Below are 21,541 nucleotides of genomic sequence, written 5' to 3' on the forward strand. Positions count from 1 at the left end.
CTTCGGCAATCAGGTTGGGGACAGGTCAGCCACGCTCACCGAGCAGCCATTCCAGCTGCACTTCGTGCTGGCCACGGTCGTCGGTCACGAACAGGGTGCCCTCGCTGATCATCACGTCCCACTTGATCGAGCGGGGCATGTCGGTGGCCAGGGTCTCCAGCACTTCCTGGGGCACCGCGGCGATGCTGAGGTTCTTCAGGCCCTTGACCGCATCGACCACCTTGTTCTGCCATACGCGCAGGCTGCCATAGGCCAGCAGGCTGGTACGTTCGGTACGGCGCGAGCACCAGGTCAGGCGCTCGGCATCCGGCTGGCCGACCTCGATCCAGTGCAGCACGCGGTCATCCAGGCTCTTTTCCCACAAAGCGGCCTCGTCCACGTCCGACAGGCCGCGGCCGAACGACAGGTTCTCGTTGTACCACAGGGCATAGGCCAGCAGGCGCACGGCCATGCGCTCCTCGGTTTCCGAAGGATGACGGGCGATGGTCTGGCGGACGTTCTCGTACACGCCGCGGTCGAGGTCGGTCAGATTCAGTTCGAACTTGTAGGTGGTGGACGGCTGGGCCATGGGCGGGGGCTTCTTGCGAAATAAAAGTCACACAGTCTAACCGATCCCGCCCTTCGTTGTGCCGTGACAGTACCTGCAGCCGACGACCTATGATAAAACCACGCATCAACCCAGCCGCCACGGATGCCCCATGCCCACGCCCAGCAAACCCCTCGCCGGCCTGAAAGTGATCGAACTCGGCACCCTGATCGCCGGCCCCTTCGCCTCGCGCATCTGCGCCGAGTTCGGCGCCGAGGTCATCAAGGTCGAATCCCCCGATGGCGGCGACCCGCTGCGCAAATGGCGCAAGCTGTACGAGGGCACTTCGTTGTGGTGGTTCGTCCAGGCGCGCAACAAACAATCGCTGACGCTCAACCTCAAGCACCCCGAAGGCCGTGAGATTCTCAAGCGGCTGCTGGCCGATGCCGACATCCTGATCGAGAACTTCCGGCCCGGCGTGCTGGAGAAGCTGGGCCTGGGCTGGGATGTGCTGCATGCGCTCAACCCGCGCCTGGTCATGGTGCGCCTGTCGGGCTTCGGCCAGACCGGCCCGATGAAGGACCAGCCCGGTTTCGGCGCCGTGGGCGAATCCATGGGCGGCCTGCGCTACATCACAGGTTTCGAGGACCGCCCGCCGGTGCGCACCGGGATCTCCATCGGCGATTCGATCGCCGCCCTGTGGGGCGTGATCGGCGCACTCATGGCCCTGCGTCACCGCGAGGTCAACGGTGGCCAGGGGCAGGTGGTGGATGTGGCCTTGTACGAAGCCATCTTCGCCATGATGGAAAGCATGGTGCCGGAGTTCGATGTGTTCGGCTTCATCCGCGAGCGCACCGGCAACATCATGCCGGGCATCACGCCCTCCTCCATCCACACCAGCGCCGACGGCAAGCACGTACAGATCGGCGCCAACGGCGATGCCATCTTCAAGCGTTTCATGCAGGCCATCGGCCGTGACGACCTGGCCAGCGACCCGGCCCTGGCCACCAACGATGGCCGCGACCTGCGCCGCGACGAGCTCTACGGCGTCATCGACCGCTGGGTCAACAGCCTGCCGCTGGCGCAGGTGATGCAGGTGCTGACCGATGCCGAGGTACCGGCGAGCCGGATCTACTCGGCCGAGGACATGTTCAACGACCCGCAGTACCTGGCTCGCGAAATGTTTCTCCAGGCCAGGCTGCCCGACGGCAAGCCGTTCAAGATGCCGGGCATCGTCCCCAAGCTCTCGGACACCCCGGGCTCCACCGAATGGGTCGGCCCGGCCCTGGGCGAACATACCGAGGCGGTGCTCGCCAGCCTGGGCTACGACGCGCCAGCCATCAGCCGGTTGCGCGAAGCCGGTGCGGTCTGACGGCACGCCGGTGCCCATGGCCGTCCGACAGGTACTGGGCCTGTTGGTGCTGTTGTGCGGGTTGCTGCCCGCCATGGCCAGCGCCAAGGAACGCCTGATGTGGCTGATACGCGACTTGCCACCGTTCACCATCTTCGATGGCGTGGCACAGGGCCAGGGCGTCATCGACCGTCTGCTGCCGCAGTTGATCGCACAGATGCCCGAGTACGAGCACAGCATCATCCGGGTCAATCGTGCCCGGGGCATGCAGATGCTCCAGGAGCCCAGCTTCACCTGCGACCCGACCTTGCTGTGGACGCCGGAACGGGCCAGGTTCGTGCATTTCTCCACACCGTCCTTGGGCGTGCTGAGCAGCGGCGTGGTGGTGCGCCAGCAGGACCAGGCCATGCTGGCGCCCCTTCTGGACGGCGAGCGCGTCGACCTCAAGCGCTTGCTCGCCGAACCCCGCCTCAAGCTTGGCGTGGTCGCCGAACGCAGCTACAGCACCCAGGTCGACGCCATGCTGCGCCAGCTGCCCGACACCGCCGTGAGCCGCCATTACGGCAACGAAGCCACTACCAACCTGTTGCAGATGCAGCAGCTGGGGCGCCTGCAGCTGGTGCTGGGGTACTGGCCGGAAATCCGCTACCTGATCCAGGCGCAGGGTTGGCCACTGGAGGATTATGCGTTCCATCCCATCCAGGGCGTGAACCGCTACCAGTTCTTGCACGTCGGCTGCTCCGATACTCCGCTGGGGCGCGAAGCCATCCGCCATATCGACCAACTGTTGCCGGCCCTGCGCCGGGACGTTCTGCCTGCGCTGTATGCCCACTGGCTGGATCCGGAGCAACGACAGGACTACCTGGAGCACAGCAAGCACTTTTTCGAAGACCGCCAGGACTAGCTTTATTGCCTGGAAGCCAAAAAAGAAACCCCGGACGCTGGGGAAGGATCGTCCGGGGTCAAGCGAAGTCCAAGAGACTTCCAAGGGCAGCCCGCAGCACCGGAGCAAAGCGCTGTCACACCACCCCTACTGTTTCTGATGAACCGTTCAGGCGAAGGTTCCCTGGAATGTTCGCTGGTGCTGCAAGGCCGCAATCACGCAGGGCTGCAAGCGGCCTTCGGCGATCTGCAAGTCCCGGTGCAGGCCATCGACCAGATCGACCAGCAGCCGCTGGTCCTGCAACTGGCGTTGGCTCACGGTACGTTGGAGGGTCACTTCCCCTTGCTTGTCGACCACGGTGAGTTGGCGGTGGCCGCTGGCGTCGGTTTCGCCAAGCTGGGCCTGGTAAGGGGTCAGGGCATGGTTGAGCAGTTTGCAGATTCTTTCCATCCGGCTTACTCGCTGTTCGTGGAACCTATCGGAACTGACCACCAGGCGCAGCGGAAAGTTCGTCACACGGCGCCGGTCACCTTGAGCATGCGCGGGGGAGATGACAGTTTGACAACGGGCCTAGACAGATAGGCCGGCCGGCAACGCCAGGCGCTCCAGTGCTCTTTGCAAGGTCGGCATCGACAAGGGCCAGGACAACTCGCCGACGACCTTGAGGTCCTGCCGCCGGGCTTCGCGAGCCAAGCTGTCCCCCTGCCCCGCTGGCTCGCCGACGAACAACAACGCACAAGGACGCTGCGCGCGATCCACCTGCCGGAGCAGGACTCGCCCCTCTCGTACCGGCATGGCATTGTCCAGGATCAGCAGGTCGACCGTACCACGTTGCGCCAGGCAGGACTTGGCCTCGAGCAGGTCCTGGGCGACCCGTACATTGAAGACGCCGTGGGCGTTGCAGGCCTGATGCAGAGAAATGTCGTGGGAAGGTCGTGCGTGAATCAGCACGTTGAGCCATTGCATGAGCCGCTCCTGGGGTATCGCACCCGCGTGAATGGGCAAGTCACTCTAATGGCGTCACGCTGAAAGCTATGTCAGAAAAATCCGAATCTTGTGTAGAAATATCCGCACCACGCGCTGCGGGAACGGCTTGCGCGCCGCGGCGCATGGCACTGGCGTTGCCGTGATCGCGGGACAAGTCGGACCGGCGGTCCAACCTGCCCCGCGATGGTGTCAGAGCGGCTTGCCGCGGTTGCCGTGCTGGCTGACGAAGGCCTGGACGGTCTTCAGGTCATTGGCCAGGACCGTGCAGCGCTCTTCGCGGCTGAACAGATCGCTCAGGTGCGCCGGCAGTTCCAGGGCCTTGCCCACGCCTGCCTTTTCCACCGCCTCGGGGAACTTGACCGGGTGCGCCGTGCCCAGCACCACCATCGGCGTGTCCAGGCTGCGGCGGCATTCGCGGGCGGCCTTGACGCCGATCGCCGTGTGCGGGTCCAGCACCTCACCGGTACTGGCGAACACCTCGGCGATGGTCTCGCAGGTCTGCTCGTCGGTCACCGCCAGGGAATCGAACAGCTTGCGGGCCTCGGTCCAACGGTCTTGCTCGACGCTGAAGCCGCCGCCCTGCTTGAAGCGCTCCATCAGCTCGGCGATGGCCGCGCCGTTGCGACCATGCAGGTCGAACAGCAGGCGCTCGAAGTTCGACGACACCATGATGTCCATGGAAGGCGACAAGGTCGGGTGCAGAGCATCCTTGACGTACTGGTTGCCGCTCATGAAGCGATGCAGGATGTCGTTGCGGTTGGTGGCCACGATCAGCTGGCTGATCGGCAGGCCCATGTTGCGCGCCAGGTAGCCGGCGAAGATGTCGCCGAAGTTGCCGGTCGGCACCGAGAAGGCCACCGAGCGGGCCGGGCCGCCCAGCTGCAGCGCTGCATGGAAGTAGTAGACGATCTGGGCCATGATCCGCGCCCAGTTGATCGAGTTCACCGCCACCAGGCGTGTGCCCTTGAGGAACGACTGGTCGGCGAAGCTGGCCTTGACCATTTCCTGGCAGTCGTCGAAGTTGCCTTCGATGGCGATGTTGTGGATGTTGTCACCGAAGATGGTGGTCATCTGGCGGCGCTGCACTTCCGACACACGCTGGTGCGGGTGCAGGATGAAGATGTCGACGTTGTCGCACCGGCGGCAGCCTTCGATGGCCGCAGAGCCGGTATCACCGCTGGTGGCGCCGACGATCACCACACGCTCGCCGCGCTTGGCCAGCACGTGGTCGAGCAGGCGGCCGAGCAGTTGCAGGGCGAAGTCCTTGAAGGCCAGGGTCGGGCCGTGGAACAGTTCCATGACCCATTCGTTGCCACCCAGCTGGCGCAGCGGCGCAACGGCAGCATGAGCGAAGGCGCCGTAGGTTTCTTCCAGGATCTTCTTGAAGTCAGCATCGGCGATGCTGCCGTCGACGAACGGGCGCATCACCCGGAAGGCCAGTTCGTGGTAAGGCAAGCCGGCCCAGGAGGCGATCTCCTCCTGGGTGAAGCGTGGCAGGTTTTCCGGCACGTACAGGCCGCCATCGCTGGCAAGGCCGGCCAGCAGGACATCTTCGAAATTCAGGGCCGGTGCCTGGCCGCGGGTACTGATATAGCGCATGGGTGCAAACCTTCGGTTCTGGGCGCGGGCCGCCGTCGCGACCCGCCGCTGACATTAATTGAGCTGTTCGACGCGGATGCGCACGACCTTGCCGACCACGTCCTGCAAGGCTTCCAGGGCAACGATGGCGTCGTTGATGCGCTGCTCCACCACGCGGTGGGTCAGGAGGATCATCGGCACCAGGCCATCCTGCTCCTCGGCTTCCTTCTGCATGATCGACTCGATGTTGATACCGCGCTCGGAGAGGATGCTCGCCACCTGGGCCAGCACGCCCGGGTGATCCTTGGCCTGGATGCGCAGGTAGTAGGCGCTCTCGCAGGCCTCGATCGGCAGGATCGGATGGGCCGACAGCGAGTCTGGCTGGAAGGCCAGGTGCGGCACGCGGTTCTCAGGGTCGGAAGTCATGGCGCGGACAACATCCACCAGGTCGGCGACGACCGACGAGGCCGTCGGCTCCATGCCGGCACCGGCGCCGTAGTACAAGGTGGAACCAGCGGCGTCGCCATTGACCATCACAGCGTTCATCACACCGTTGACGTTGGCGATCAGGCGGTCGTTGGGGATCAGCGTCGGGTGGACACGCAGCTCGATACCGGCGTCGGTGCTGCGGGCCACGCCCAGGTGCTTGATGCGGTAGCCCAAGGCCTCGGCGTAGTTGACGTCCGCGGTGGTCAGCTGGGTGATGCCTTCGGTGTAGGCCTTGTCGAACTGCAGCGGGATACCGAAGGCGATGGACGCCAGGATGGTCAGCTTGTGGGCGGCATCGATGCCTTCGACGTCGAAGGTCGGGTCGGCTTCGGCGTAGCCCAGGGCCTGGGCTTCGGCCAGCACTTCGGGGAAGGCACGGCCCTTGTCACGCATTTCGGTCAGGATGAAGTTGCCGGTGCCGTTGATGATGCCCGCCAGCCAGTTGATACGGTTGGCCGACAAGCCTTCGCGGATCGCCTTGATCACCGGGATACCGCCGGCCACCGCAGCTTCGAAGGCGACGATGACGCCCTTCTCGCGGGCCTTGGCGAAGATCTCGTTGCCATGCACGGCGATCAGCGCCTTGTTGGCGGTGACCACGTGCTTGCCGTTCTCGATGGCCTTGAGCACCAGGTCACGGGCAATGGTGTAGCCGCCGATCAGCTCGATGACGATATCGATCTCGGGGTTGCACGCGACCTCGAACACATCAGCGGTAATGGGGGTACCGGTAATCTGGCAGTTCGGGTTCTGCGAGCGCATGGCGATCTGTGCCACTTCAATACCGCGCCCGGCACGGCGGGCGATCTCCTCGGCGTTGCGCTGAAGTACATTGAAGGTTCCGCCACCGACGGTCCCCAACCCACAGATGCCTACTTTGACCGGTTTCACTGTGAACTCCCCATTGAACGGCCGGCACCTGCGCCGACCGTGAAACGTGCCGTCTCCCCATGAAGACGGCGTACTGTTTGAATTACTTGCCTTGCGCCAGCGCCAGCTTGGCCACCTGCGGGGCCGGCTGGTAGCCCGGAATCACCTGGCCACTTTCCAGGACGATCGCAGGCGTGCCATTGACGCCGATCGACTGGCCCAGCTGGAACTGCTTGCCGACCGGGTTGGCGCACTTGGCGGCCTTGATTTCCTTGCCATCGATCATCTTGTCCAGTGCCGCGCGGCGGTCGCTGGAGCACCAGACCGCCTGCAACTGCTCGTCACCCGGCGAGCCCAGGCCCTGGCGCGGGAAGGCGACATAGCGCACTTCGATACCGCGACGGTTGAGCTCGGGCACTTCGGCGTGCAGCTTGTGGCAATACGGGCAGGTGGTATCGGTGAAGACGGTGATATGCGATTTGGTCTGGCCCTTGGCAGGATAAACCACCATCTCGGCAGCCGGAATGCCGTTGATGAGCTTGGCGATGCCCTGGCGCTCGGTCTTCTCGGTGAGGTTGACCGGCTTGCCGTCCTGGATCTGGTACAGGTAGCCCTGCATCACGAACTGGCCGTCGGCGCTGGCATACAGCACGCGTCCGCCCTGCAGCTTGACTTCATAGAGGCCATTGACCGGGCTGCTGGCCACGCTCTCGATCGGTACTTCCAGCTCGAGCGTCTTGAGGGTGTTGCGGATCGCCTGCTCGGCGCCGGCACCGGCGTCGCTGGCCGCAGCCACGGCAAAGGTGCTGGCCAGCGCCAGGGCGGCGGCGGCGAAAAGGTGGGTCACGCGCATGGGGTACTCCTGAAGGCGGACGGGGCCGGAGGGCGTCGACATGCGGCAAGCGGGCGTCGACCGTGCGGCCCTTGGAAACCGTCCAAGCCTACCACAACCGGCAGGCGCTAAATCAGCCCTCACACGCCACAGGTCGGAACATGAAAATCATTCATCCACGCGGGTGGTGCTGGGCATGCAGCTGTTGCAGGCGCGCCTTGGCCACATGGGTGTAGATCTGCGTGGTGGACAGGTCGCTGTGCCCCAGCAGCATCTGCACCACACGCAGGTCCGCGCCGTGGTTGAGCAAGTGGGTGGCGAAGGCGTGGCGCAGGGTATGGGGCGACAGCGGCTTGTCGATCCCGGCCACCTTGGCCTGGTGCTTGATACGGTGCCAGAAGGTCTGCCGGGTCATCTGCTCGCCCCGCTGGCTGGGGAACAACACGTCGCTGGGGCGGCCGTTGAGCAGTTCACCGCGCCCGTCGCGCAGGTAGCGCTCCAGCCACACCACCGCCTCCTCCCCCATCGGCACCAGGCGTTCCTTGCTGCCCTTGCCCATGACCCGCAGCACGCCCTGGCGCAGGTTGACCTGGTCGAGGGTCAGGCTGACCAGCTCGGTGACGCGCAACCCACACGCATAAAGGACCTCGAGCATGGCCCGGTCGCGCTGGCCGATGGCTTCGCCCAGGTCCGGCGCCTTGAGCAATGCCTCGACGTCGGCCTCGGAGAGGGATTTGGGCAAAGGCCGGCCCAACTGCGGCATGTCGACCTGCAAGGTCGGGTCGACACTGACCAGCCGCTCGCGCAGCAGGTAGCGGAAAAAGCCGCGCAGCCCGGAAAGAAAGCGTGCCGTGGAACGCGGCTTGTAGCCCTGGTCGACGCGCCAGGCCAGGTGATCGAAGATCAGTTCACGACCAACCTCCGGCAATGCCACGCCGCGCGCCTGCAGCCAGCCATTGAACAGGGCCAGGTCGCTTCGGTAGGAGGCGCGGGTGTTGTCGGACAGGCCTTTTTCAAGCCACAGGGCATCGAGGAACTGGTCGATCAGGGGGTGGTCGAGGGCGGACATGAAAACTCGGTGGCAAACGACGAATTGGCGCTTAGTCTTTCATAACAACGTCGGCATAGGGAGCCCGCATGAGCGAACAGCAGATTCTCCTGAGTTTCGGTGGCATCGGCGCCGCCGCACTGGCATGCCAATGGCTGGCCTGGCGCCTGAAGCTGCCTGCGATCCTGTTCCTGTTGCTGTGCGGGATCGTCGCCGGTCCCGTGCTCGGCTGGCTGTCGCCACAAGACCTGTTCGGCCCGCTGCTGATGCCGCTGGTATCCCTGGCCGTGGCCCTGATCCTGTTCGAAGGCAGCCTGACGCTGCATCTGTCCCAATGGCGCGAGATCGGCAGCGTGGTGCATCGGCTGGTGACCCTGGGCGCGCTGAGCACCTGGGTGGTGATCGCCCTGGCCACCCATTGGCTGCTGGGCTTCGACTGGCCGCTGGCGATCCTGTTCGGCACCCTGACCCTGGTGACCGGCCCGACGGTGATCGTGCCCATGCTCCGCGTGGTGCGGCCCAAGGCAGCGATCGCCAACATCCTGCGCTGGGAAGGCATCGTCATCGACCCGATCGGTGCTTTGCTGGCGGTGGTGGTCTACAGCTTCATCATTGCCCGCACCGATGGCGAAGGGCTGAGCCAGAGCCTGGTAACCTTCGGCGGGGTGATCTTCTGCGGCAGCGCCCTGGGCGCCGCCGGCGGCTGGCTGCTGGGCCAGGTGATGCGTGCCCAGTGGCTGCCGGAGTACCTGCACAACCTGGCCTCGTTGGCCGCGGTGCTGGGCATCTTCATCGCTGCCAACCAGATCGTCCATGAATCCGGCCTGCTGGCGGTGACGGTGATGGGCATGTGGCTGGCGAACATGCCGGGGGTGGATGTACGGCAGATCCTGCACTTCAAGGAAAACCTCAGCGTGCTGTTGATTTCCGGCCTGTTCATCCTCCTAGCCGCCCGCCTCGACCTGCATGCATTGCTGGCCCTGGGCCCGGCGGTACTGGCGTTGCTGCTGGTGATCCAACTACTGGCACGCCCGCTCAATGTTCTGCTGTCCACCTGGGGCTCGACGTTGGCATGGCGCGAACGCCTGCTGCTGGCCTGGATCGCCCCACGGGGTATCGTCGCCGCGGCGGTCTCGGCCATCTTCGCCATCCGCCTGGACGAAGCGGGTCATGAGGGCGCCTTGCTGCTGGTGCCTCTGACCTTCGCGGTGATCATCGGCACCGTGGTGCTGCAGAGCGCCACCGCCAGGCCCCTGGCCCGCCTGCTCAAGGTCGCCGAACCTGCGCCCAGCGGCTTTCTCATCGTCGGCGCCAACCCACCGGCACGCGCCGTCGCCAAAGCCTTGCAGCAACTGGGTAGCCGGGTCCTGCTGACCGACTCGAGCTGGGAAAACATCCGCGCCGCGCGCATGGATGGGCTGCCGACCTATTTCGGCAACCCTGCCTCCCAGCATGCCGATGCCCACCTGGACCTGGTCGGCCTTGGCCACCTGCTCGGCCTGTCGCCGGCAGGCGAGCTCAATGCCCTGGCCTGCGCGCGCTTTCGCCATGACTTCGGCCACAACCGCCTGTTCGTGCTGGCCAGCGGCCTGGAGAAGCAGCGCAGCGACAAGCACCGCGCCAGCGAGGAACATCGTGGCCAACTGCTGGGGGCCAGCCCGATGACGTACGGGCAACTGGCCAACCGCCTGCACCAGGGCGCCGAGCTGTACAGCACCCACCTGACCGAGGGCTTTTCCTGGCAGGACTACCAGGACCTGCACGGTGAGCGGGCCACCGTGCTGTTCGCCCGCGACGCCAATGGCTGGGTGCATGTGGCCAGCCCGGACGCACCGCTAAAGCCCCAGCCCGGGTGGACGCTGGTGGCACTGGTAGAGGCCGATCGGGAGACGAAAACGGCTGTCGAGGCGGGCGTGGCCAATCGCTGAAGAATGGAAGGGGGCGCGTTGCGCCCAATCGCGGGACAAGCCCGCTCCTACAGGGCCATTGAACAATCCCTGCAGCAGAAAGCAAAAAAGCAGCCCGAAGGCTGCTTTTTTTCTCGCAAGGTGGCCTCGGCCACCGGTCAAACTGCACTCAGGACAGTTTTTCCTTGATGCGAGCGGCTTTGCCGGACAGGTCGCGCAGGTAGTACAGCTTGGCCTTACGCACGTCACCACGACGTTTCACGGACAGGCTGTCGATCTGCGGGCTGTAGGTCTGGAAGGTACGCTCTACGCCAACGCCGCTGGAGATCTTGCGCACGGTGAAGGCGCTGTTCAGGCCGCGGTTACGCTTGGCGATAACGACACCTTCGAACGCCTGCAGACGGGAACGGTCGCCTTCCTTCACTTTGACCTGGACGACAATGGTGTCGCCTGGTGCGAAGGCAGGGATTTCCTTGTTCATCTGCTCGGCTTCGAGCTGCTGGATGATCTTGTTGGTCATGCTGTGCTCCTAAGGCGGATAACTCGATCCACCATCGATACGTTAACTATCGTCCCGCTCGCGGAGGTATTCCTCGAGCAGCTTCTTCTCTTCTCCAGAAAGCGAGCGACTTTCCAGAAGATCGGCGCGTCGTTCGAAGGTCCTACCAAGGGACTGCTTCAACCGCCAACGCCGGATGTGTGCATGGTTGCCGCTAAGCAACACGTCGGGAACGCGCTGATCCGCATACACCTCCGGTCGGGTGTAGTGCGGGCAATCGAGCAGACCATCGGTGAAGGAATCTTCCTGCGCCGAGTCCACATGCCCTAAAGCTCCGGGCAGCAGTCGCGTAACCGCATCGATCAGTACCATGGCCGGCAGCTCGCCACCGGAAAGCACATAGTCGCCAATCGACCACTCTTCATCGACATGAGCCTCGATAAAACGCTCGTCGATGCCTTCATAACGGCCGGCAATCAGGATCAACGATTCCTGTCGTGCCAGGCCTTCGACCGCCTGCTGGGTCAGCTTGCGGCCTTGTGGCGAGAGGTAGATCACCTTCGCCGATGCTCCGGTCGCCTGCCTGGCGCTGGCCAGGGCGTCTTCCAGAGGCTTGATCTTCATCACCATGCCAGGACCACCGCCAAAAGGCCGATCATCCACCGTGTGGTGGCGATCCGTGGTGTAGTCCCGCGGGTTCCAGCAGGTCACCTGCAGCAACCCCTGTTTCACCGCGCGGCTGGTAATGCCGTACTCCGTGATGGCCGAGAACATCTCGGGGAACAGGGTGACGACTTCTACGCGAAGGTTGCCCATCGTTAGAAATCCGCGTCCCATTCGACTCGCATCACGCCTGCTTCCAGGTCGACTGCCAGCACACATTGCTCCGTATAGGGCAACAGACGCTCGCGGTCATCCAGGCTGCCTGCGCAAGGCTTGACCACCATTACATCGTTCGCACCGGTCTCCAACAGGTGATCGATCTTGCCGAACAGCTGTTCGTCCTGATTGATGACCTTCAGGCCCACCAACTGGTACCAGTAGTACTCGTCGGCTGCCAGGTTGGGCAAAAGGCTCCGCGGGATGCAGATTTCGTAACCGCTCAGAAGACGCGCTTCATCACGATCGTCGAGGCCTTTCAATTTCACGACCAGGCCCTTCTGGGAGCCACGACCGTTGACCAGCTCGACCTGCTTTACCTTGCCTTCGTGCCGAAGCGTCCAGCGCGGATAATCCAACAGGTTTTCAATCGGATCGGTAAAGGAGTACACCTTCACCTCGCCGCGAACGCCGTGAACCGAAAAAATCTTGCCGACGACGATGAGGGCGTCAGCGTTTTCTGGCGTCGCGTTCATACTGCTCAGGCAGCGGCCTTGGCAGCGTCCTTCAGCAGCTGAGCAACACGCTCAGACGGCTGCGCGCCCTGGCTCAGCCAGTAGTTGACGCGTTCTTCGTTGACCGACAGGCGGACTTCAGCGCCGGAAGCAACCGGGTTGAAGAAGCCAACGCGCTCAACGAAACGGCCGTCACGGGCGTTACGCGAGTTGGTCACGGTCAGGTGGTAGAATGGGCGCTTTTTCGAGCCGCCACGGGCAAGACGGATGGTTACCATGTGAACATCGTTCCTATAGTCGGTGCTGCAAATCTGAATGCCCAAATGGGCACAGGGTGCCCAAAAGGCCGCATATTCTCGGGGAATACACGGACATTTGCAAATGCCTTTTTCGGCGAGGGCCTGCCGCGCCGTTCAGATCTGCCGGTTAAGCCGCGGATTTCGCGACATCGTTCCCGCCAAGGCGGGGGTTCCAGATAGCTGCCCGATCAAAGGCAGCCACCCTGAATGACGTTACAGCTTCGGCATGCCGCCACCCGGCAGCATCCCGCCCAGGCCACGCATCATCTTGGCCATTCCGCCTTTGGCGGAGAATTTCTTCATCATCTTCTGCATTTGCTTGTGCTGCTTGATCAGCCGGCCGACATCCTGCACCTGGGTGCCGGAGCCGAGGGCGATGCGGCGTTTGCGCGAGCCGCTGATGATTTCCGGGTCGCGGCGTTCGGCCGGCGTCATCGAGTCGATGATCGCCTCCATCTGCTTGAACTGCTTCTCGGCCGCGCCCTGGGCATTGCCCATCTGCGACAGGTTGACCCCGCCGATGCTCGGCAGCTTGTCCATCAGGCCGCCCAGGCCGCCCATGTTCTTCATCTGCTGCAGCTGGTCGCGGAAGTCCTCGAGGTCGAAGCCCTTGCCCTTCTTGAGCTTCTTGGCGAGCTTGTCGGCCTTGGCCTTGTCGATATTCTGCTCGGCCTGCTCGATCAGGCTGAGCACGTCGCCCATGCCGAGGATACGCGAGGCGATACGGTCCGGATGGAACGGCTCCAGAGCCTCGGTCTTCTCGCCCATACCGATGAACTTGATCGGCTTGCCGGTGATGGCGCGCACCGACAGCGCGGCACCGCCACGGGCGTCGCCGTCGACCTTGGTCAGCACCACGCCGGTCAATGGCAGCGCGTCGCCGAAGGCCTTGGCGGTGTTGGCGGCGTCCTGGCCGGTCATGGCATCGACCACGAACAGGGTCTCAACCGGCTTGACCGCGGCGTGCAGGGCCTTGATCTCGTCCATCATATCGGCGTCGATGTGCAGACGGCCGGCGGTATCGACGATCACCACGTCGATGTACTTGAGCTTGGCCTCGCGGATCGCCGCCTCGGCGATGGCCACGGGCTTCTGGCTGATGTCGGACGGGAAGAAGGTCACGCCGATGTCATTGGCCAGGGTTTCCAGCTGCTTGATCGCCGCCGGGCGGTAGACGTCGGCCGAGACCACCATCACGCTCTTTTTCTTGCGCTCTTTAAGGAAGCGCGCCAGCTTGCCGGCGGTGGTGGTCTTGCCCGCGCCCTGCAGGCCGGCCATCAGCACCACGGCGGGCGGAGCGGCATTGAGCGCCAGGTCTTCGTTGGCGGCGCCCATCAGGCCTTCGAGTTCGGCCTGGACGATCTTCACGAACGCCTGGCCCGGGGTCAGGCTGCGCGACACCTCGGTGCCGACCGCACGCTCCTTGACGCTGTTGACGAAATCCTTGACCACCGGCAGGGCGACGTCGGCCTCGAGCAGGGCCATGCGCACTTCGCGCAGCGTGTCCTTGATGTTGTCTTCGGTCAGCTTGGCCTTGCCGGTGACATGGCGCAGCGTCTGTGACAGGCGGTCGGTCAGGTTTTCGAACATGGTGATCCTTTCAGGCCCTAGTGAAGCCGAGGTTTTTCAGGCGCCCAGGTGAATAGGTACACGCGCTGGGCACAGCAAGGCGGCGATTATAGCGAAGAGCGGCGACGGCGCACACCTTGGCACCACCGGATCTGGATGGTCGGTGCCCCCATCGCCGGCAAGCCATCTCCCACAGGTATGGCGGTGTCTCTGAAAACAGCGCAGGACAAGTGGGGGCCGGCTTGCCGGCGATGGGGCCTGCCGGTCTTCCTTGGCAGCGGCGATCTATGCCACACTCCGTCTCTTTAAGGCTCGCCAACCAGGACTTATGGTCTCCTCTCCCAGCCTCATCCCCAACCTGATCGCCGCCGGCCTTTATATAGCCGCGGCCATCTACCAGGGCGCCTACCTCGCCCAGGGCCGCAAGGCCGATAAACGCCTGCTCGGCCTGCTCGGCGCCCTGGCGGTGCTCGCCCAGGGCGGCGCCCTGTTCTTCCAGTTGATCACCCCGCTGGGCCTGAGCCTGGACTTCTTCAGCGCCGCCAGCCTGATCGCCGTGGCGGTGATCGGCCTGACCCTGCTGGCCTGCCTGCGCATCCCGGTGGAAAACCTGCTGATACTGCTGTTCCCGCTCGGCGCCATCACCGCCCTGCTGGCCCAGTTCGCACCGCCCGGCACCGTGCCGCTGGTCAACGAGGAGCCGGGAATCCTGGCGCACATCCTGCTGTCGATCCTGGCCTATGGCCTGTTCACCATCGCCGTGTTCCAGGCCCTGTTGCTGCTGCTGCAGGACCACCAGCTCAAGCACAAGCACCCCTCCGGGCTGATCCGCAACTTCCCGCCCCTGCAAACCATGGAAAGCCTGCTGTTCGGCTTCCTCTGGGCGGGCTGGGGCCTGCTTTCGCTGTCGCTGGTGTCCGGCTGGCTGTTCCTGGAGAACCTGTTCGCCCAGCACCTGGTGCACAAGACCTTGCTGTCCTGCATCGCCTGGGTGGTGTTCGGCTTGTTGCTGTGGGGCCGCACCCGCCTGGGCTGGCGTGGCCACAAGGCGATCCGCTGGACCCTCGCCGGTTTCTGCCTGCTGATGCTGGCCTATTTCGGCAGCAAGCTGGTACGTGAATTCATCCTGCATATCTGACGGCCGCCCATGAACACCCTGCCGTACGCACCGCTACTCGGCACCTTGGCACTGGCCCTGCTGTGGTCGGCGCTGTTCACCGCGGTCGACGCGGCCCGCCAACTGCTCAACGGCCACCAGCGCCCCGCTGAAAGCGCCGAACCCGCCCTGCCGGCCCAGGCCGTGGTGCTGTGTGCGAGCCTGGGCAAGCTGCTGGTGCTCGGCCTGGCCTGCCTGGCCGGGCAGCGCTACAACGGTGAGCATGGCTTCTGGCTGGCCGGCCTGGCGGCCACCTGCACCTTGCTGGTCCTGGGCGAATACTTGCCACGACGCATGGCCCGGCGCAACCCGCAGGCCTTCGTCGCCCTCGGCGCCCTGTTGCGCTGGCCACTGGTGCTATTGCAACCGCTGGCCTGCCTGCTCGATGGCTGCGCCAAGCTGCTTCTGCGGCCGTTTCGCACCCCGCCCACGGCGGTTGCCCTGCACCCGGAGGAGCACGACGACTTCGACGACGCCGAACCCTTCGAGGCCCCTCGGGCGGGCCTGCTAGAAGGCCTGCAATCGCTGGACAAGATCACCGTCAACGACATCCTGGTGCCGCGCAACGAAGTGGACGGCATCAACCTGGACGAGCCGATCGAGCAGATCATCGAGCAACTGATCGTCAGCCGCCATACCCGCCTGCCGGTCTATCACAGCGATATCAACCAGGTCGAAGCCATCCTCAACACCAAGCAGATCAGCCACCTGCTACCCCACGCCGAACTGACCCGCGAGGCGTTGCGGGCCGCCTGCTACGAGCCTTATTTCGTACCCGAGAGCACGCCGCTGCAGATGCAGCTGCTGAACTTCCACAAGCAGCAGCGGCGCCTGGGCGTGGTGGTCGACGAATACGGCGAAGTGCTGGGGATCGTCACCCTGGAGGACATCCTCGAGGAGATCGTCGGCGAGTTCGAGGACGAACAGTCCCTCGACAACCCCCACGTCCACCCCCTGGACGATGGCCGCTACGTGATCGAAGGCACCGCCTCGCTGCGCGAGATCAACCGCAGCCTCGGCTGGCACCTGCCCTGCGACGGCGGCCCGAAGACCCTCAACGGCCTGGTCACCGAAGCCCTGGAAAGCATCCCGGAAAGCGCCGTCTGCCTGAAGATCGGCCGCTATCGCCTGGAAATCCTCGAAACAGAGGACAATTGCGCCAGCAAGGTACTGGTGTGGACCGTGACCCGATAGCTATACTCGGGTCACGCTTACCCAGCCCTGCCGTCCCGCCCGCTACCCGCACCCGGCGTCCTACGGCCAGTCCGCTCCACTGACACGCCCCGCGGTCCTGCTTCACCACCCAGAACAGCCCGCTCCCCCTCCCTACCCCCTGGGCTATCGTCAGTCGGGCGACTCACCACTATTCGCTCCGGCGCCCGTGCGCCCCTGCCTGCCCGGCAGGGCACGAACCGCCCACGAGGAGCAATCGACTGTCAGGGACCTACACGATGACAACCAGCAGTACCTATGCCGATACCCCGGCAACTCCGGTCAACTCGCCTGCGCGGGTGGCCACCGCCAGCTTCATCGGCACCGCCATCGAATTCTACGACTTCTACGTTTATGCCACGGCCGCAGCCCTGGTGATCGGCCCGGTGTTCTTCCCGTCGGGCTCGGGCACCGCGCAGATGCTCGCGGCCTTCATCACCTTCGGCATCGCCTTCCTCGCCCGCCCGCTGGGCTCGGCGCTGTTCGGCCATTTCGGCGACCGCATCGGGCGCAAGTCGACCCTGGTCGCCTCGCTGTTGCTGATGGGCGTGTCCACCACACTGATCGGCGTGTTGCCGGGCTATGACAGCATCGGTATCTGGGCACCGGTACTGCTCTGCCTGTTGCGCTTCGGCCAAGGCCTGGGGCTGGGCGGCGAATGGGGCGGCGCGGCGCTGCTGGCCACCGAGAACGCGCCCGAAGGCAAGCGGGCCTGGTTCGGCATGTTCCCGCAATTGGGCCCTTCGATCGGCTTCCTGGCCGCCAACGGCCTGTTCCTGGGCTTGGCCCTGGTGCTCAGCGACGAACAGTTCCGCGAATGGGGCTGGCGCATTCCGTTCCTGCTCAGCGCCGCGCTGGTGGTGGTGGGCCTGTACGTGCGCCTGAAGCTCGAGGAAAGCCCGGTGTTCGCCAAAGCCGTGGCGCGTCATGAGCGGGTGAAACTGCCGGTGGTCGACCTGTTCGCCAAGTACTGGCTGCCGACCCTGCTGGGCGCCCTGGCGATGGTGGTGTGCTATGCGCTGTTCTACATCTCCACGGTGTTTTCCCTGAGCTACGGGGTCTCGACCCTGGGCTACACCCGCCAGAGCTTCCTGGGCATGCTGTGCTTCGCCGTGGTCTTCATGGCCCTGGCCACGCCCTTGTCGGCCTGGTTGAGCGACCGCTACGGGCGCAAGCCGGTGCTGATCGTCGGCGCACTGCTGGCGGTGGCATCGGGGTTCACCATGGAGCCACTGCTGACCTCGGGTTCGACCACGGGCGTGGCGCTGTTCCTGGCCATCGAGCTGTTCCTGATGGGCGTGACCTTCGCCCCGATGGGCGCCTTGCTGCCTGAACTGTTCCCGACCCACGTGCGCTACACCGGCGCCTCGGCGGCCTACAACCTGGGCGGCATCGTCGGCGCCTCGGCGGCTCCGTTCTTCGCCCAGAAGCTGGTGAGCATGGGTGGGTTGAGCTGGGTGGGCGGCTACGTCTCGGCGGCGGCTGTGATCAGCCTGATTGCCGTGCTGTGCTTGAAAGAGACCCGTCACGCGGAACTTTGAACGGCTGGGGCCGCGTTGCGGCCCTTTCGCGGCACAAGGCCGCTCCTACAGGGATCGAGGGAGCGGCAGGTATCAGAACTCGACCTTGACCGCCTGCGACGCACGGGTCGCCTTGGCCCGAGCAGCCTCGATCGACTCGTCGCGGGCCAGGCACACGCCCATGCGGCGCTGGCCGTCGATTTCCGGCTTGCCGAACAGGCGGATCGCGGTATCCGGCTCGCTCAACGCTGCGCCCAGGTTGGCGAACGAGGTCTGCTGCGACTTGCCCTGCGGCAGGATCACGGCCGAGGCCGACGGGCCGAACTGGCGCACCACCGGGATTGGCAGGCCGAGGATCGCGCGGGCATGCAGGGCGAACTGCGACAGATCCTGGGAGATCAGCGTCACCAGGCCCGTGTCGTGCGGGCGCGGCGAGACCTCGCTGAACCATACCTGGTCACCCTTGACGAACAGCTCTACGCCGAACAGGCCACGCCCGCCCAGGGCATCGGTGACCGCCTGGGCGACCCGCTGGGACTCGGCCAGCGCCTTAGGGCTCATGGCCTGGGGCTGCCAGGACTCCTGGTAGTCGCCCTTCTCCTGGCGATGCCCGACCGGTGCCAGGAAGGTGGTGCCGCCCACATGGCGCACGGTCAGCAAGGTGATCTCGTATTCGAAATCGATGAAGCCTTCGATGATCACCCGGCCCTTGCCGGCACGGCCGCCTTCCTGGGCGTAGTCCCAGGCCTGGTGCAGGTCGGCTTCGCTGCGCAGCAGGCTCTGGCCCTTGCCCGAGGAACTCATCACCGGCTTGACCACGCACGGGTAGCCCAGGTCCGCGACCGCCTTGGCGTAGTCTTCGAAGGTATCGGCAAAGTGATAGGGCGAGGTCGGCAGGTCCAGCTCCTCGGCCGCCAGGCGCCGGATGCCCTCACGGTTCATGGTCAGTTGCGTGGCACGGGCGGTGGGCACCACGTTGAAGCCTTCATTCTCCAGTTCCACCAGGGTGGCGGTGGCGATGGCCTCGATTTCCGGCACGATGTAGTGCGGCTTTTCAGCCTCGATCACCGCGCGCAGGGCAGCGCCATCGAGCATGTTGATGACGTGGCTGCGATGCGCGACCTGCATGGCCGGTGCATTGGCGTAGCGGTCCACGGCGATCACCTCGACACCCAGGCGCTGCAGCTCGATCACCACTTCCTTGCCCAGCTCGCCGCAGCCACACAGCAGTACACGGGTCGCGGTGGGCGACAATGGGGTTCCGATACGGGTCATTTCAGGTCCTCGAAGGCGTCGGGGCCGCGCCACGCTGGCTGCCGCCCGCTGAAAAAGGACCGGTATTCTACACCTGGCAACGCCCGTTGGGGCTGTTGTGGGAGCGACCTGGTGTCGCCAAAGAAGGGCGCGCCTGCCTCAACCCACCACGGCCGTGCGGCGTGCCCGCCAGGCCATGGCCAACCACACGGCGGTGACGCCGGCGAACTTCGAGGCCAGCGCCGTGCCGATCACCGCTGGGGTCAGGGCACCGATCATGCCGAAGAAAATGAAGGTGTCCACCGGGATGCTCATCGCCGAGCTCAGCCACAGGCGGTCGCGCAGCGGCCGGCGGGTAACGCTGAACACCAGCCAGTCGATCAACTCGGAGATGAAGAACGCGGTGGCGCTGGCCAGCGCGATGGCCGGCTCCGAAGTGACGTAGGACAGCACCAGGGCCGCCAGCATGGCCAACAGCGCGCCATGGCCATAGCGGGTTTGCACCATGTCACGCAGGATGAACACCAGCCCACCCCAGGCGGACCAGATCACATCCAGGTGCGGCGCACTGGAGAAGGCGTAGTTGATCAGCACTACGCTGCTGATGTAGGCGATGAGATAGAACATGGGATCACGCGTTGGGCAAGCGGCACAGAATACTTGATTTCAAAGTCAACTGCAGCCCCTGCCTGCGCCGGAGCCATCGCGGGACAAGCCCGCTCCCACAGGTCCCGAACGACCTCGTGGCATGCATCGTACCTGTGGGAGCGGGCTTGTCCCGCGATTGGACCGCATGAACACCATGGCTCTCAGATGACCAACCCAGCCGCCACCGCCCGCTCATGGCACAGCACCAGCACCTGCCGGCGCTCCTGGTTGTCCATGCGCGACCAGCGGGTGATCTCGGCCACCGTACGCTGGCAGCCCACGCAGATATCCTGCTCATCCAGCGCGCAGACATTTACGCACGGCGAGGCGACCGGCCGCTCACGATCAGCCACGTCAGTCATCCTGCGGCACCAGGTCACGGGCATAGCGTTCGGCGTTCTGCACGTAATGGGCGGCGCTGGCTTCGAGCATGCGCTTCTGCGCCTCGGTCAGCTCGCGTACCACCTTGCCCGGAGACCCCATCACCAGCGAGCCGTCGGGAATCTCCTTGCCTTCCGGGATCAATGCGTTGGCACCGATGATGCAGTGCTTGCCGATACGCGCCCCGTTGAGGATCACCGCATTGATGCCGACCAGGCTGTGGTCGCCCACCGTGCAGCCATGGAGCATGGCGTTGTGGCCGACAGTGACGCCCTTGCCGAGGGTCAGCGGCGAGCCCATGTCGGTATGCATCACCGTGCCATCCTGGACATTGCTGCCTTCGCCGATGTCGATCAGCTCGTTGTCGCCGCGCAGCACCGCACCGAACCAGACGCTGGCCCCGGCCTGCAGGCGGACCTTGCCGATCAAGGTGGCATTGGGCGCGGCCCAGCTGGTGGGATGGGTTTCGACCCGCAGGTCGCCCAGGCGGTATTTCATGTCTCGCTCCTCACGGTTCAAGGCCTTGGCGGGATGCCCGATCAGATCGGGATAAAGCGCTCGGGGGGATGGTGCAGGTCGATACCGGCATCGAACAGCACGTTGACCAGCTCGACGATCATGATCGCCGACAGCCCCCAGATCTTGTATTCGCCATAGCGGTAGGCAGGCACGTACCAGCTGCGGCCCTGGTAATCGATACGATGGGTATGCTCGCGCGGGTCCTGGCGGAAGAATGCCAGCGGCACGGTGAACACGGCCGCGATCTCTGCATCATTGGCCCGGTACTCGACGAAATCCGGCACCACACCGACGAACGGCGTCACCTTCAGGCCATGCAGGGAGATCAGCGGGCTGAGTGGGCCAACCACCTCCACCAGGCCCGGCGGCAGACCGATTTCCTCCTCGGCTTCGCGCAGGGCGGTAAACACCAGGTCAGGATCTTCCGGGTCTCGCCGCCCACCGGGGAAGGCCACTTCGCCGCCGTGGGTGGAAAGGCCCTTGGCCCGCAGGGTCAGCACCAACTCGGGCTCTTCGCTACGGGTGATGGGCAAGAGAACCGCCGCTTCGGGGAAACGACGGTCCGTTTCCAGTGACGCGGGGGTATGGTTGCTCATACGGCGAAGGAGCTCATCCAGCATTACACACTCTCGATTGCAAGGCCTGCCCTGCATGATGCACCAAAGCCGCAACGCACCCA

The 21,541-nt window shown here is 64.7% G+C and carries 23 protein-coding genes; 6 read left to right on the forward strand and 17 right to left on the reverse strand.

Annotated features, from left to right (window positions below; all coding sequences use genetic code 11):
* Positions 1-25: 25 nt before the first annotated feature.
* A complete protein-coding gene (locus tag K8374_RS18590) occupies positions 26-568 on the reverse strand; it encodes a YaeQ family protein (RefSeq protein ID WP_224456716.1) in 543 nt (180 codons plus the stop codon).
* A 130-nt stretch (positions 569-698) separates the two neighbouring features.
* On the opposite strand from K8374_RS18590, the gene K8374_RS18595 reads away from it, so the two are divergent.
* Both K8374_RS18595 and K8374_RS18600 read left to right on the forward strand, forming a co-directional pair.
* Complete coding sequence (locus K8374_RS18595) at positions 699-1,898, forward strand: CaiB/BaiF CoA transferase family protein (protein ID WP_224456717.1); 1,200 nt, start codon at positions 699-701, stop codon at positions 1,896-1,898.
* A gap of 16 nt (positions 1,899-1,914) precedes the next feature.
* Positions 1,915-2,781: a TIGR02285 family protein gene (locus tag K8374_RS18600; protein ID WP_224456718.1), complete on the forward strand. Its 867-nt coding sequence runs from the start codon at positions 1,915-1,917 to the stop codon at positions 2,779-2,781.
* 147 nt (positions 2,782-2,928) lie between these two features.
* Here K8374_RS18600 and K8374_RS18605 read toward each other — a convergent pair whose 3' ends face one another.
* From K8374_RS18605 to xerD, 6 genes are all read right to left on the reverse strand, one after another.
* On the reverse strand, positions 2,929-3,210 hold the full coding sequence (locus K8374_RS18605; protein ID WP_224456719.1) for a DUF3509 domain-containing protein: 282 nt from the start codon (positions 3,208-3,210) through the stop codon (positions 2,929-2,931).
* A gap of 120 nt (positions 3,211-3,330) precedes the next feature.
* The gene (locus K8374_RS18610; protein WP_224456720.1) at positions 3,331-3,726 is read right to left on the reverse strand and encodes a response regulator; all 396 of its coding nucleotides are present in this window, start codon (positions 3,724-3,726) and stop codon (positions 3,331-3,333) included.
* A 210-nt stretch (positions 3,727-3,936) separates the two neighbouring features.
* On the reverse strand, positions 3,937-5,346 hold the full coding sequence (gene thrC, locus K8374_RS18615) for a threonine synthase (protein ID WP_084856769.1): 1,410 nt from the start codon (positions 5,344-5,346) through the stop codon (positions 3,937-3,939).
* Between the two features lie 54 nt (positions 5,347-5,400).
* Positions 5,401-6,705 (reverse strand): homoserine dehydrogenase, encoded by a 1,305-nt coding sequence (locus tag K8374_RS18620; protein WP_224456721.1) that lies wholly within the window; start codon positions 6,703-6,705, stop codon positions 5,401-5,403.
* A gap of 82 nt (positions 6,706-6,787) precedes the next feature.
* Positions 6,788-7,537, reverse strand: a complete 750-nt coding sequence (locus K8374_RS18625) for a DsbC family protein (RefSeq protein WP_224456722.1) — start codon at positions 7,535-7,537, stop codon at positions 6,788-6,790.
* A 151-nt stretch (positions 7,538-7,688) separates the two neighbouring features.
* A complete protein-coding gene (xerD, locus tag K8374_RS18630) occupies positions 7,689-8,585 on the reverse strand; it encodes a site-specific tyrosine recombinase XerD (RefSeq protein WP_224456723.1) in 897 nt (298 codons plus the stop codon).
* Between the two features lie 68 nt (positions 8,586-8,653).
* Here xerD and K8374_RS18635 point away from each other — a divergent pair, with 68 nt between their 5' ends.
* Entirely contained in the window at positions 8,654-10,492 is a 1,839-nt protein-coding gene (locus K8374_RS18635; protein WP_224456724.1) for a cation:proton antiporter, read from the forward strand.
* A gap of 148 nt (positions 10,493-10,640) precedes the next feature.
* Here the strand turns inward: K8374_RS18635 and rplS are convergent, their stop codons facing one another.
* The 5 genes from rplS to ffh form a co-directional block, all read right to left on the reverse strand.
* Positions 10,641-10,991 carry a 50S ribosomal protein L19 gene (gene rplS, locus K8374_RS18640; protein WP_084856761.1) on the reverse strand — a complete coding sequence of 117 codons (351 nt, stop codon included), beginning with the start codon at positions 10,989-10,991 and terminating at the stop codon, positions 10,641-10,643.
* Positions 10,992-11,033: 42 nt separating this feature from the next.
* Positions 11,034-11,786 carry a tRNA (guanosine(37)-N1)-methyltransferase TrmD gene (gene trmD / locus K8374_RS18645; RefSeq protein ID WP_224456725.1) on the reverse strand — a complete coding sequence of 251 codons (753 nt, stop codon included), beginning with the start codon at positions 11,784-11,786 and terminating at the stop codon, positions 11,034-11,036.
* Between the two features lie 2 nt (positions 11,787-11,788).
* Positions 11,789-12,325, reverse strand: coding sequence for a ribosome maturation factor RimM (gene rimM, locus K8374_RS18650; protein WP_070574704.1), 537 nt, complete (start codon positions 12,323-12,325; stop codon positions 11,789-11,791).
* 5 nt (positions 12,326-12,330) lie between these two features.
* Positions 12,331-12,582, reverse strand: coding sequence for a 30S ribosomal protein S16 (gene rpsP / locus K8374_RS18655; RefSeq protein WP_224456726.1), 252 nt, complete (start codon positions 12,580-12,582; stop codon positions 12,331-12,333).
* Positions 12,583-12,816: 234 nt separating this feature from the next.
* Positions 12,817-14,193 carry a signal recognition particle protein gene (gene ffh / locus K8374_RS18660; protein ID WP_043212452.1) on the reverse strand — a complete coding sequence of 459 codons (1,377 nt, stop codon included), beginning with the start codon at positions 14,191-14,193 and terminating at the stop codon, positions 12,817-12,819.
* Between the two features lie 307 nt (positions 14,194-14,500).
* Between ffh and K8374_RS18665 the strand changes: the two genes are divergently transcribed.
* The 3 genes from K8374_RS18665 to K8374_RS18675 all read left to right on the forward strand — a co-directional run bounded on the left by K8374_RS18665 (position 14,501) and on the right by K8374_RS18675 (position 18,081).
* Entirely contained in the window at positions 14,501-15,310 is an 810-nt protein-coding gene (locus K8374_RS18665) for an inner membrane protein YpjD (protein WP_224456727.1), read from the forward strand.
* 9 nt (positions 15,311-15,319) lie between these two features.
* Positions 15,320-16,522 carry a transporter associated domain-containing protein gene (locus tag K8374_RS18670; RefSeq protein ID WP_224456728.1) on the forward strand — a complete coding sequence of 401 codons (1,203 nt, stop codon included), beginning with the start codon at positions 15,320-15,322 and terminating at the stop codon, positions 16,520-16,522.
* A 257-nt stretch (positions 16,523-16,779) separates the two neighbouring features.
* The gene (locus K8374_RS18675; protein ID WP_224456729.1) at positions 16,780-18,081 is read left to right on the forward strand and encodes an MFS transporter; all 1,302 of its coding nucleotides are present in this window, start codon (positions 16,780-16,782) and stop codon (positions 18,079-18,081) included.
* A 72-nt stretch (positions 18,082-18,153) separates the two neighbouring features.
* On the opposite strand, the gene purT is transcribed toward K8374_RS18675, so the two are convergent.
* The 5 genes from purT to K8374_RS18700 form a co-directional block, all read right to left on the reverse strand.
* Positions 18,154-19,335, reverse strand: coding sequence for a formate-dependent phosphoribosylglycinamide formyltransferase (gene purT / locus K8374_RS18680; RefSeq protein ID WP_224456730.1), 1,182 nt, complete (start codon positions 19,333-19,335; stop codon positions 18,154-18,156).
* Positions 19,336-19,473: 138 nt separating this feature from the next.
* Positions 19,474-19,941 carry a VUT family protein gene (locus tag K8374_RS18685; RefSeq protein WP_224456731.1) on the reverse strand — a complete coding sequence of 156 codons (468 nt, stop codon included), beginning with the start codon at positions 19,939-19,941 and terminating at the stop codon, positions 19,474-19,476.
* 182 nt (positions 19,942-20,123) lie between these two features.
* Entirely contained in the window at positions 20,124-20,324 is a 201-nt protein-coding gene (locus K8374_RS18690) for a DUF1289 domain-containing protein (protein ID WP_196144551.1), read from the reverse strand.
* The gene (locus K8374_RS18695) at positions 20,317-20,841 is read right to left on the reverse strand and encodes a gamma carbonic anhydrase family protein (protein ID WP_084856748.1); all 525 of its coding nucleotides are present in this window, start codon (positions 20,839-20,841) and stop codon (positions 20,317-20,319) included. Before K8374_RS18695 ends, K8374_RS18690 begins: the two co-directional genes overlap by 8 nt.
* A gap of 41 nt (positions 20,842-20,882) precedes the next feature.
* Positions 20,883-21,482, reverse strand: coding sequence for a CoA pyrophosphatase (locus K8374_RS18700; protein ID WP_084856746.1), 600 nt, complete (start codon positions 21,480-21,482; stop codon positions 20,883-20,885).
* Positions 21,483-21,541: the final 59 nt, after the last annotated feature.

The sequence above is a fragment of the Pseudomonas sp. p1(2021b) genome (genome assembly GCF_020151015.1).
GTDB classification, from domain to species: domain Bacteria; phylum Pseudomonadota; class Gammaproteobacteria; order Pseudomonadales; family Pseudomonadaceae; genus Aquipseudomonas; species Aquipseudomonas putida_K.